We start from the raw sequence: 13,047 nt of genomic DNA on the forward strand, positions 1-13,047 counted from the left end.
AACTTATACCGTTAATTCGTTTTCTTCTTTCATATCTTTTGCCATTTGAAATACTTCGCTAAGCACTATAAAAAAAAGACCAATGCCGGGAATTAAGAAAGAATCATTAATCATAAAATTTAGCTTTACCTCAACATGACTACTGGTAAGCGCAAAAAATATAACCGGTAGCAGTATGGTAACATAGCCTATAAGGATGGCTTTACCCATCTGGTCGAAGTTTTTGATAACCGAAACATCAAAAATGATGCGTTTACGGAATAATACAAGTATTTTTCTGAAAAGGTATATGGCATATACCTGAAAGGCATAACCAATGTATATAATAAACATTGATACTATTATTTCCCAACTTGTTTTATTTTCTACAATTTCACCATTTTTAGATACAGCTATATCAAAAGGTACCTCATTTGGCATCACTGCAATCATAAATATCATAGGCAAACCAAAAATAATACCGATGATGGCAAAAAAATATACAATATCAATCAACGATTTTAAAAGCCAAAGTCTTCGCATAGTCAGTTTAGATTTATATGATACCACAAATATATAAAATTATTGATAAACAATAATTATTTTTCAAAAAGCAATATTATAAAAGCGAAGCAGAGTTATAAAAGTTGTTTATTTTTGAGGTATGCATCAATTACCCAAATCACTTTCCGATAAATTAGCACAACGTGCCCATAATGGTATGTTGCGCCAATTGCCACCACCATCGGCATTGGTAGATTTTGCCTCCAACGATTATTTAGGGCTGTCGCAAAGCAAGGATGTTTATGATGCTGCGCACAACTACCTCATCGAGCATAATACTATAGCCAACGGAGCTACAGGCTCACGCCTGATAAGCGGAAACCATAGCATATATAATGATGCCGAAACCTATATAGCACAATTCCATAATGCTGAAGGCGCATTGCTATTCAACTCAGGATATGATGCCAATGTGGGTTTCTTTTCCTGTGTACCTCAAAAAGGTGATATTATCCTGTATGATGAATTAATTCATGCTTCCATACGCGACGGCATACGGCTAAGCAATGCCCTTGCCTATAAATTTCCGCACAACAACTTAGAGGCTTTAAAGGCAATAATAGAACGACATAAAAACAAAGCAACGGAAATATATATAGTAACCGAATCGGTTTTCTCGATGGATGGCGACAGCCCCAGCTTGACTGCTTTAACAGCATTAGCAACGGAACATGGCTGCAACCTTGTTATAGACGAAGCACATGCATTGGGAGCATTCGGTACAAAAGGCGAAGGACCGGTACAGCAATTAGAATTACAAGATAAAATTTTTGCCCGAATTATGACTTTCGGTAAGGGTTTAGGGTGTCATGGTGCTGCTATTTTGGGCAGCGCAAAACTCAAGCAGTACTTAGTCAACTTTGCACGCAGCTTTATTTATACCACAGGATTACCCCCGCATAGCGTAGCCACTATTTTATGTGCCTATAAACAAATGGAGAAGGATAGTAATACCCGCAAAAAACTGGAAGAAAACATTCAGCATTTTATAACAGAAACCAAAAGGCTGGGGCTTACTAATTTCATCCCAAGCATATCGGCAATACATTGCGCCATTATACCGGGTAATGAAAAGGTGCAGCACATAGCACGGCTACTACAGGAAGAAGGCTATAATGTAAAAGCCATTTTACACCCTACTGTACCAAAGGGACAGGAACGTCTTAGATTTTGCTTACACAGCTACAACACACAGTCAGAAATTACGGGAATATTAACCTGCCTTAAATCGGTTCTTCAGGCTTAGGGAGTTCGCGTTTCCGCGATCGTTTTTTAAACCAATTGCTGTCCTCTTCCCCAAACAGGTAGGCATACGGTTCGGTTTCGGGGTTCATTTCAAACAGTCTTTTAAGTATGGCAATGGTAGGTATAATTAAAATCATCCCTACAATACCCCAAATGGCAGCACCTATAAGCAGTCCTAAAAAGGTAACAAACGCATTAAGGTTTACATTACTCCCCGTAATCTTAGGAGTAAGATATGCATTCTCCAGTAATTGTATAAAAGTAAACGATATGATGACGGCTATAGGGTAAAATAAATTATCTTTTGTTATCAAAGCAAAAAAGAAAGGAAGTACCGCCCCGAGTACAGGTCCCAGATAAGGAATAATATTAAGCATTCCTGCCAGTACCCCAAAAAAGATAGCATGCTCTATACCCAATGCAAAAAGTACTGCGGTATTTATTATGGCAAGTATCATCATTACCTTACCCGCCCCGCTGATGTAATTATATACAATGCGCCGAATAGAAGTTAGCTTCTCGAGCAGGTCGCTATCATTTTGCCTGCGAAATACTTTACTGATAAATACCGCCAGGTGATCTCGGTAAATAAGCAGAAAAAATATAAATACGGGCAGTAGTAATATATCTGACAAAGTACTCAATGTACTAAATATAAGCTGCGTGGGGGTAGCATCTTCCGTTTGCACAATAGCTACCGCTTTTTTAAACTCAAAACCGTTATACATACCCATATCGATACCCAGGTTTTCATAACTCCAGTTATTGGCATCTATTACATAACTATTCACTTTTTCAGAAAGATCGCCCCCTAAGTCCTCTACAAAGCTGCGAACCTGAAAATATATAAATATTAAGGAAGCCGAAATGATAACCATAAAAATCAATAAGCATATTGCAGCACTGATCGTTCGGGGCACTTTGCGCCTTTCTAACCGGTTGCATGCCGATGTGAGCAACATGGATATAAACCCTGATACAAAGAGTGGGACTAATATCGTTTTAGCCACTATCATAAAAAAGACGATAATGATAATGAGCAAGGATATAAAAACAGCTTTTATATAGGAAGGTAATTTTACTGTATCCATAAGTAAACGAATGTTAAATTTGGTGTGTTTTTCCAAATTTACATATAATATACCTCTGCAAATGGTAATATTTTATTAAAGTTATTCTGTATAAATAGTAAACAATAAACCTCCTTTTATCTGTCAAAATATTGGTTTCTTATTTAGTAAATTTGTTGTCTAATCAAATTGAGAATGAAACTTTTTATAACAGGTATAGGTACCGATGTAGGTAAAACCATAGCCTCGGCAATAATTACCGAAGCACTTAAAGCTGACTACTGGAAACCCATACAGGCAGGCGACCTCAACAATTCCGATACCCACAAAGTCAAAAAATACATCTCTAATACCAAAACAAAATTTCACGACAGCAGCTATGCGCTCAACACAGCGGCAAGCCCGCACCTTGCAGCAGTAATAGATGACGTTACTATTGACCTGAAAAAGATAAAAGAACCAAAAACTAAAAACCATTTAGTAATAGAGGGCGCAGGCGGACTGTTTGTTCCGTTAAACGATAATAATACCATTGCCGACCTGATACAGCCCGATTATAAAGTTATCGTAGTATCACGCCATTATTTGGGCAGCATAAACCATACACTGCTTACTGTTGAAGCATTAAAAAGCCGGAATATTGCCACAGCAGGTATTGTATTTAATGGTGATGAAAACAAACCAACAGAAGATATTATCCTGAAAAAAACAGGCATCACCCTGTTGGGCAGGATAGAAAATGAACCGTATTTCGATACAACCGTTATCCGCGAATATGCCGATGCATTTCGTGATAACCTTTTAAAATTACAAAACAGCAATGAGTAAAAGTGAACAAATTCCCCCTTTGGGGGATGGGGGGCTTGTATCTCGCGACGAACAATACCTTTGGCATCCTTACACACAACACAAAACCGCAACCCCGCCCATAGCCATAACACGAGGCGAAGGCGCATTGCTGTGGGACGAAAACGGCAAACAATATATAGATGCCATAGCCTCCTGGTGGGTAAACCCATTTGGGCACAGCAACACCTTTATAGCCGATGCTATATACAAACAACTTACTACGCTGGAACACGTATTGTTTGGCGGTTTCACGCATGAGCCTGCCGTACTGGTAGCTGAAAAACTAAAAGAGATATTGCCCCAAAATCAGCAAAAATTCTTTTTTTCCGATAATGGTTCTACGGCGGTAGAAGTAGCCCTGAAAGTAGCCCTGCAATATTACTATAACAAAGGCGAAAAGCGCACCAAAATAATTGCATTCGAAAATGCCTTTCATGGCGATACCTTTGCTGCTATGGCTGCAAGCGGTATCTCTTTTTTTACCGAGGCATTTCGCGGTTCGCTTATAGAGGTTACACGTATTCCCGTACCTGTAGCAGGACAGGAAGAAGCCAGCCTTACAGCCTTAAAACAACTTGCCGAAACAGGCGACTATGCTGCGTTTATTTTTGAACCCTTAGTGCAAGGCGCAGCAGGCATGGTAATGTATGCCCCCGAAGCACTGGATGAGTTAATTACAATTTGCAACGAAAATAACATCTTTACGATAGCGGACGAGGTAATGACAGGGTTTGGTAAAACCGGTAAAAACTTTGCCTGCAACTATCTTATTACACAGCCCGACATAATGTGCCTCTCTAAAGCGTTAACAGGTGGTACTATCCCTATGGCGATAACCACTTTTACACAACAACTATTCGATGGTTTTTATGATGATGATGTAAACAAGGCATTATTTCACGGGCATACTTTTACGGCAAACCCAACAGGGTGCGCAGCAGCGTTAGCCAGTATGGAGTTGTTACAACAACCCGAAATGCAGGAAAACATAAAGCGCATCAATCAAAACCATATCGCTTTTGAAGAAAAAATAAAGACGCACCCAAAGGTGAAAACTACAAGGGTACTGGGCGTAATTTTTGCCCTTGAACTAAAAACCGACAGCCAGGAAAGTTATTACGGCGGGCTGCGCAACAAACTGTATAATTATTTTATTGATAACGGTGTTATACTGCGCCCTGTGGGGAACATCATTTACATACTCCCGCCCTACATCATTAGCGATGCATTATTAATAAATATTTATGAAAAGGTCGAATCGGCGATTGAGAAAATAATGTAAATTAGTTTTGAAATTTACATCATTTTTATGATACATCCTGATACCGAACTCTGCTTTATTAACAACACAGTAGGCTATGGTGTTGTTGCAAAAAAATTTATCCCTAAGGGTACTATAACATGGGTTCAGGATGAGCTGGACAGTATTTATACCCCCGAACAAGTTGCAGGAATCAATCCGCTAATGCAGGATTACCTGGAAACCTATTGTTTTACAAACGGGCGTGGCGAAAAAGTGCTTTGCTGGGATATTGCCAAGTATGTCAACCACAGTTTTAACCCAAGCTGTATATCTACCGCCTACGATTTTGAGATTGCCGTACGCGATATTTATCCGGGCGAACAATTAACCGATGATTATGGTTATCTCAATGTGTCCGAACCTTTCAGACCGGAAGATGAAGGTACTGAGCGTAAGGTGGTATATCCGGATGATTTGCTGAAATACCATCCCGTTTGGGACAATACCGTCATCGAAAACCTCCCTAATATAAACAAGGTAGCACAGCCCTTACAGAAATTTATACCCGCTGCTGTATGGGATGAGTTTTCGGAAGTACTTGCGGGCAGGGCTGCATTACGTTCTATTCGGAATTGTTATTTCGAACAAAGAGAAGCAAACAGTGCATAAGGTTTCGATAATTTAAGGTTTTACAGTACTTTTGCGGAAAAACCGCCATTCTTTTGTTTACTCCTGTTTCTATAACCGCTATCGCTTCCTTTTCCCCGTTGGGTAATCATCCTGATATCGTTTGGGAAAATTACCTTAATAATGCATCGTTAATACAATTAATGCCTTTTGGTACTAAAAAAGCATTCGGTGTGGCGTTACCTGAATCATTACAGCAGGAAGTACAGGCACTAAGAGCATCCGCACCAAAATATCAAAACCTTGACAACTCGGTGCTGTATGCACTCCTGGCATCGCGGGCTGCCATAAAAACGGCAGGATGGAAAAGGGGAGATAATTTTGGTGTAAACATAGGTTCATCGCGTGGGACAACCGCTCTTTTTGAGCAGTATCACAGTGAATTTTTACAAACGGGAACATCAAGCACGCAAGCCTCCCCCGCTACTACTTTGGGCAATATAGCCTCGTGGGTGGCGCAAGACCTTAAAGCTGCCGGACCGGATATATCACATTCCATAACCTGCTCTACCGCCCTGCATGCTGTGCTTAACGGCGTGGCATGGCTGCGCTCGGGTATGGCTACAAAATTCCTCGTAGGGGGTAGCGAAGCTCCCCTCACCCCTTTTACCATAGCGCAAATGCAGGCAATGAAAATATATGCTTCGCAGGAGGCAGAATATCCCTGCCGTGCTTTAGACCTCAACAAAAAAACAAATAGTATGGTGCTGGGCGAAGGTGCTGTTTCGGCGTGCTTGGAACTTGGGCGAAAAGAAAATGCTGTTGGCTATATAGAAGGCATTGGCTATGCTACTGAGGAACTGAAGCACAGTATTTCTATTTCGGCTAATGCCGACTGCCTGCAAAAATCGATGCGAATGGCGCTACAGGATACAGACATAAATGAGGTAGATGCCATAGTACTGCACGCTCCCGGCACGGTAAAAGGCGACCTTTCGGAATATAATGCCATCAAAGAAATATTCGGCGAAACCCTGCCTTTGCTTACTACCAACAAATGGAAAACTGGGCATACCTTTGGGGCTTCGGGACTACTAAGCCTTGAGCTTGCCCTGATGATGGTGCAACACAATACTTTTATCGGGGTTCCTTATATCCCGGCACAGGAAAGTAAAAAACCGATTAAAAAAGTATTGGTTAATGCGGTGGGCTTCGGCGGTAATGCCGTGAGTGTTTTAGTAGGCAAATAAAAAATTCCGCAGCCATCACACTACGGAATTTTTATTAAAAACATCCAACTAAAAATTCATTTTCAATTATGAAAAAACTATTTATACTTTATTATCACATTACAAATGTATAACAGTTAAAACTGCTGTTTTTCAATTTGCTATACTTCTTCTCTATGCCGGTATAATCAAAACAAATCATTATACGCTATTGCTGTGCAATTACTATCTTTGACTTTTACTTAGCTCTTGTTTTTACTTTGTATGCTCTCAATCGCTTTTCACCCCATATACAAACATCCGTTGCCGGAAGGGCATCGGTTTCCGATGATAAAGTATGAACTGTTACCCGAACAGTTACTACACGAAGGTACAGCTACCAAAAATGATTTTTACGCTCCTGATATGCCCGATATGCAACATATACTTGCGGTACACACAAAAGAATATGTAGATGACCTGCTGAACCTTACCCTGAACCCTCGTGCGGCGCGTAAAATAGGCTTTCCCCTTTCGGCAGAGCTGGTAGAACGGGAATTGCGCATTGCACAAGGCACAATTTGGGGATGCGGGCAGGCATTGCAAAAAGGTATTGCTTTTAATATTGCGGGAGGCACACACCATGCCTACAGCACGCACGGCGAAGCATTTTGTTTGCTAAACGACCAAGCCATAGGAGCGCAGTATTTATTGAAAAACAACTTAGCAAAAAGAATATTAATTGTTGACCTTGATGTGCATCAGGGCAACGGCACTGCGGAGATATTTAGGAATAATGAATTGGTATTTACTTTCAGTATGCATGGTAAAACCAACTACCCGTTCAGGAAAGAAATATCTGACTTGGATGTTGCCCTGCCTGATAATACCGGTGATGAGGAATATCTTTCCATACTAAAAGAAACATTACCAAAACTCATCGAAAGTCACAAACCCGACTTTGTTTTTTACCTGAGCGGTGTGGATATCTTAGCTTCTGACAAGCTGGGAAAACTGGGTTGCTCTGTCAAAGGTTGTAAAGAACGGGATAAATATGTACTCAGCATGTGCCACACGCTCGGCATACCGGTGCAGTGCAGTATGGGTGGCGGTTACAGCCCCGATATTAAAATAATTATTGAAGCGCATGCCAACACTTACAGGGCGGCCAAAAATATTTATTTTTAAAGATTTTTTCTTCAAATACTAATTATAATATAATGAATGCTCATTCATGCCTGTATTATGACAAGAAGCGCGCTATATTTATAACATAATATTTTTTTATACGTAATTCCCTAAACTTAAATATTTTGAATTAAATTGTCGCTCTTTAAATTTTATGCTATGAAAAAGATTACACTATTAATGGCACTGCTTATATCGGTGTCTTTTTATGCCCAGCGAAGGGTTGCTGCCAAAGTGCAGGAATTAAAAAACGCTGAGGCAACTTTCAAAACTTTTAGTCCGCTTACGCCGACTGAAGGTGTTAAAGATTATACCCAAGTAGATAACGAAACTTATGCTACGCTTAACGTTGATGTTTTAAATACTATTTACAACACCAAGCCGGAAACCATTAACCTTACCATACCTTATTTGGGGAGTACTATAAATGTAAGCCTGTATAAAGTAAACATTTTTGCCGACGGTTTCCATGCGGATACTGACAAGGAAAAAGATTTTGCTTTTAAACAGGGTATTTTCTATCGTGGTATTGTAAAAGATGACAATGCATCTTTAGCCTCATTCAGTTTCTTCGAAAATGAAATGGCAGGTATTGTTTCCAATCAGGAACATAATAATATTGTAGTAGGAAAACTAAAGAAAGAACATAACTTTTCAGAATATATCATTTATTCTGATAAAGAACTGAATGTGGTTAGTCCTTTTAACTGTACAGCACCCGACAGGACTGATGAAGGTGTGGAGTTTGGCAAAAGAACTGAATTAAACACAAAAAGCACTCAAACCATTAACTGTGTCGGAATGTATTTTGAGGTAGATTATGATATGTTTCAGGAAAACTTTTCGAGCGAGGATCTTACTGTTAACTGGCTTACTTCTTTATTTAACAACATCCAGACGCTTTATGACAACGACGGTATTAATATATCGCTGAAATCGTTTTTCATCTGGACTTCTCCCGATCCTTATTTTGGTGACGATTCTGAAGATTACCTTGTACAGTTTTTAGAAGCCTATCAATTTGATACTTTTGATGGCGATTTAGGACAACTCTTGGCAGAGGATGCAGGGGGATTAGGAGGTCTTGCTCCTTTACCCGGTATTTGCGAGGCTCCTTCAAATGGTAGTTATGTAGATGTAAACGATTCTTTCTTACTGGATGTTCCTCAGTATTCATGGAGCGTTCAGGCTTGTGCTCACGAGATTGGTCACCAATTAGGCTCTCCACACACACAGGCCTGCGCGTGGAACGGTAACAATACAGCTATAGACGGATGCTTTGAAACCGAAGGTGGTTGTGCACCGGGACCAACTCCTTCTAACGGCGGAACTGTAATGAGCTATTGCCATTTGTCTCCGGCAGGTATTAACCTTGCCAATGGTTTTGGCGAACAACCTGCACAGTTGATAAGAGATTTTGTAAACTTTTCGGACTGCCTTAGTACAACCTGCGAGAGCATACTATGCGAAACCACCCTAAGCAACTTAGCCGTTACAGAACCTAATGATTCAAATGAATTTGTAGCTTCATGGGAGGATGATGGCAATACTACAGGTTTATGGGATGTAATGCTGCATGATGCAAGCTCAGTACAGGGCACGGGTTGGACAGAGATAAGCTCAAACTCTGTAAATATAGAAGGACTTCAGCCAAACAGCTACTATGTACTGAAAGTAAGATCTGTTTGCGATGCGGGATTATCACAAATACAGGAAATACTTTTTGCTACCGATGCTGACTGGTGTGAAGGGCAAACCTTTACAGACCCGGGTGGGGCAACATCAAATTACGGAAACAATCAATCTATAGTGCGTACATTTACCCCAACAGAAGAAGGGAAAGTAATACGTGTAACATTCAGTTCGTTTAGCCTTGAGCAAAACTTTGATTTCCTTCGCGTTTTTAACGGAGCTACTACGGCTGCACCAACTTTAGGTAACTTTACAGGAACAACAATCCAAAATCAATTTACCTCTACGGCAGCAGATGGATCATTAACTTTTAGGTTTACTTCTGATGAGATATTTAATGAGGGAGGTTGGATAGCTTCAGTAGAATGCGTTAATGCCACTGCTGGTATTAATGATAACTCATTCAGCAACTTTACCTACTACCCTAACCCGGCTACAGATATTATCAACATTAGTGCCGGTGAGGATATTATCGAGATAAAAGTGTATGCTATATCAGGACAGTTATTGTTTACAAAATCGGTAAATGCAGCCCAGACTACTGTAGATATATCTGCATTGGCTAATGGTGTGTACTTCTTTAAAGCGGTGAACAACACTAAAGAAACTAACTTTAGAGTGGTAAAACAATAAGTTCTACAAGATGAATTTAAATAAAAAAGCAGCACTTAACAGTGCTGCTTTTTTATTTAGATGAATTTATAAAACATTAAAATATATTTTTATATTTAATGTTAATTCACCTAAAAAATTATTTCATGGAAATTAGACTAAACAGCTCGAAGTTAAAATTCAAATTAAATGAGAAAACCTTATTAAAAAATCTTTTTGATTTAAATATAGGAACTTTAATAGCTGACACAATTGATATCTCAAGTAGCAAAGAAGCAAAAGCATACTATTTACTTTATAATGCGAACCATAAAACAAATGTTCAGCTTACTAAAGAACTAGGTCAAGATAAAATAGACCAAAACAAAAATCTTATGGAGATTTTTCATGAAATTGAAAGTGAATGGAAAACTTTTTTTGAACAAGAAATAATTTTAAAAAAAGATTTTTTTGATAATATTCTTCAATACAATACTTCTTACTTAACCAACTCTTTTAGATTATTTCAACGATATGCCGAGTTGATTGGCATTACAGTACCAGAAGATTTCAGTTACAAATACTATCTTACATATAGAGATAATTTAGTTAATGAATATCAAGAAAATAAAGAAAAGTATAAGGAAATAGTTGACTTTTTTGATAATCCAATATATGAGGAAAATAAAAAGCTAATCACTCTCCTCGAAAGCTATAAAAACACTAAAAATTATTATATAACCCCCTTACAATCTGGGGTTAAAGAGTCCTTGAAGGATTTATACATTGAGCCGTATTTTCAGGTGTATAAAAACAACTTATTAGTAAACAATAATAGTAACTACGATTTTGAAAGACTTCAAGATGAATTAACAATCCATGACTTTGTAAACAATTATTTTTTGGACGGGGTTCAACATAAAGAGTTGAGGAACAAATCGAATATGCTGTTTCTATTAGGTCAGCCAGGACAAGGAAAAACATCATTTTGTTATAGAGTAATCTATGATATCCTAGAAAAAAATCACAACTTACCTGAAACTCCTATTTATTTTTTAAAAATTAGAGATTTACATGCTCGAGATTTTATCGATGATACTTTTAACACAATAAATAGACATTTATATAAAGAAGTAGATTTTAATATAGATAAGTGCCTTTTAGTTTTAGACGGTCTAGACGAAGCTTATATGAGCGGTGGACTAACAGATCATGACCTGAAAATACTTTACGAAAGATTGAAAATAACCTCAAAGAACAATAGAAATCTTAAAATTATTCTCACCTCTAGGCTTAATTATTTGAATACGAATGACCCAAGCATAGAAGGTTCTTTAGTTGTTAGATTAGGTGTACTTAATGAAGAACAAATCAAACTTTACATAGATAATTTTTCAAGTTTTTATCCCAAAAATAAACTTAAAAATATCGCTAATAACATATTAACTGATGAAAATTTTAAGGATATAAAGGAACTATTGGAGCAACCTGTATTAATGTATTTTATTGCTATTGCAGATATTGATATTCAAGAAAATGATTCAAAAGCCGTAATATATGATAAAATATTTGAATCTCTTGCTAAAAGGAGTTGGGATAAAAGTGGTCAATTAAGCTATATAAAGTGTAGCTTTAAAATATACAATAAATATTTGAGATCTTTTATAAGGAATGTCGCATTTGAAATTTATCAGTCTCCAAATCTTCATATTTCAATAAAAAAATTATCGGAATTAGAAGCTACCAAGTTATTTGTAAAAAAATGTTTTGATGAAGAAATCTATCAAGAAGACAAGTTAAAAGAAATCAGTAAATATCTATTAATCAGTTTTTATTTTCAGCAAACCAATAAAAACGAAGAAGAGGATACGGCAATCGAATTTTTCCATAATTCGCTTTGGGAATTTTTAACGGCAGAATATCTATGGCTAGAAAATAAAAGAGTTGTTATCAATCAAGATGAAGATGGCGAATACAAACCTCTTAGGGTGGATGAGTATTACAACGCGATTAGTTATTTAGTTGGAAATAAAAAACTAAAATGGGAAGTAATGCAAAATTTAGAAAATATAATCTCTCTAGAAAACCAGGAAACCAAAGATCTTATTTCTAATTTGATGAAAGATGTGTTTTATAAAATTGCAAAGAAAGATATGTTGCTCGATTATGACTCAAAAAATGAAACGTTGAGTCCAAGAGATAAAATGCATAATATATTTGAACTAATGTGGATGTTCTATTATATTACTTCATATCAAACTGGCAAAAGAATAGAAACTAATCTCAATATAAATCTATTTCTTTTTGATAATAAACAACCTTCTTTTAGCACTTCAAACAAATTGATTAATTTGGATTTAAAGGATGATGCGCAATATAGTTGCTTTATTTCTGACGCTCTAATACAAAATACAGTATTTGACATTGACTTTACTGAATTTAATTTTTATGACAATTATTTTTTTAATACACTTCTACATCAAACCTATTTTAGTTTATATGTTAATGATAATAAATTCGAAAAAGTTACTTTTGAAGATACGAGGATTTATGTTGGTGATTTTTCTGGAAATGAATTTATCTTGTGTAAATTCAACAATATTCAAATTCCTAAAAGAGAGACATTTAAAAAAATTTTAAAGAATAATAAGTTTGATGATTATTTTATAGAAAATCATAAGGTAGTTCAAAGAACAGCGAAAAGTTTTAAAAATCAATCTATAAAAGAATATTATATAGTTTGTACGGATTCTGAGAATATTGGAGGGGCAAATATAGAATAGTTGCCCCC

10 protein-coding genes are annotated in these 13,047 nt (G+C 37.3%); 8 read left to right on the top strand and 2 right to left on the bottom strand.

The window, feature by feature from the left end; genetic code table 11:
• Nucleotides 1–3: 3 nt before the first annotated feature.
• Nucleotides 4–522 (bottom strand): DUF2975 domain-containing protein, encoded by a 519-nt coding sequence (locus E0W68_RS06340; RefSeq protein ID WP_135218580.1) that lies wholly within the window; start codon nucleotides 520–522, stop codon nucleotides 4–6.
• 121 nt (nucleotides 523–643) lie between these two features.
• Here E0W68_RS06340 and E0W68_RS06345 point away from each other — a divergent pair, with 121 nt between their 5' ends.
• A complete protein-coding gene (locus E0W68_RS06345) occupies nucleotides 644–1,789 on the top strand; it encodes an aminotransferase class I/II-fold pyridoxal phosphate-dependent enzyme (RefSeq protein ID WP_135218581.1) in 1,146 nt (381 codons plus the stop codon).
• Here the strand turns inward: E0W68_RS06345 and E0W68_RS06350 are convergent.
• Nucleotides 1,767–2,879 carry an AI-2E family transporter gene (locus E0W68_RS06350; protein ID WP_135218582.1) on the bottom strand — a complete coding sequence of 371 codons (1,113 nt, stop codon included), beginning with the start codon at nucleotides 2,877–2,879 and terminating at the stop codon, nucleotides 1,767–1,769. The genes E0W68_RS06345 and E0W68_RS06350 overlap by 23 nt on opposite strands.
• A gap of 174 nt (nucleotides 2,880–3,053) precedes the next feature.
• Here E0W68_RS06350 and bioD point away from each other — a divergent pair, with 174 nt between their 5' ends.
• The 7 genes from bioD (at nucleotide 3,054) to E0W68_RS06385 (ending at nucleotide 13,039) form a co-directional block, all read left to right on the top strand.
• Nucleotides 3,054–3,686, top strand: coding sequence for a dethiobiotin synthase (gene bioD / locus E0W68_RS06355; RefSeq protein ID WP_135218583.1), 633 nt, complete (start codon nucleotides 3,054–3,056; stop codon nucleotides 3,684–3,686).
• Entirely contained in the window at nucleotides 3,679–4,989 is a 1,311-nt protein-coding gene (gene bioA / locus E0W68_RS06360; RefSeq protein WP_135218584.1) for an adenosylmethionine--8-amino-7-oxononanoate transaminase, read from the top strand. The genes bioD and bioA overlap by 8 nt, the downstream gene beginning before the upstream one ends.
• A 27-nt stretch (nucleotides 4,990–5,016) precedes the next feature.
• Nucleotides 5,017–5,619 (top strand): SET domain-containing protein, encoded by a 603-nt coding sequence (locus E0W68_RS06365; protein ID WP_135218585.1) that lies wholly within the window; start codon nucleotides 5,017–5,019, stop codon nucleotides 5,617–5,619.
• A gap of 53 nt (nucleotides 5,620–5,672) precedes the next feature.
• Nucleotides 5,673–6,827 (top strand): beta-ketoacyl synthase N-terminal-like domain-containing protein, encoded by a 1,155-nt coding sequence (locus E0W68_RS06370; protein ID WP_135218586.1) that lies wholly within the window; start codon nucleotides 5,673–5,675, stop codon nucleotides 6,825–6,827.
• A 243-nt stretch (nucleotides 6,828–7,070) separates the two neighbouring features.
• A complete protein-coding gene (locus tag E0W68_RS06375) occupies nucleotides 7,071–7,973 on the top strand; it encodes a histone deacetylase family protein (RefSeq protein ID WP_135218587.1) in 903 nt (300 codons plus the stop codon).
• A 159-nt stretch (nucleotides 7,974–8,132) separates the two neighbouring features.
• Nucleotides 8,133–10,298 carry a M12 family metallo-peptidase gene (locus E0W68_RS06380; protein WP_135218588.1) on the top strand — a complete coding sequence of 722 codons (2,166 nt, stop codon included), beginning with the start codon at nucleotides 8,133–8,135 and terminating at the stop codon, nucleotides 10,296–10,298.
• Between the two features lie 125 nt (nucleotides 10,299–10,423).
• Nucleotides 10,424–13,039, top strand: coding sequence for an NACHT domain-containing protein (locus E0W68_RS06385; RefSeq protein ID WP_135218589.1), 2,616 nt, complete (start codon nucleotides 10,424–10,426; stop codon nucleotides 13,037–13,039).
• Nucleotides 13,040–13,047: the final 8 nt, after the last annotated feature.

Origin of the sequence: Flavobacterium salilacus subsp. salilacus, assembly GCF_004634195.1 — a bacterium.
Lineage (GTDB): Bacteria > Bacteroidota > Bacteroidia > Flavobacteriales > Flavobacteriaceae > Flavobacterium > Flavobacterium salilacus.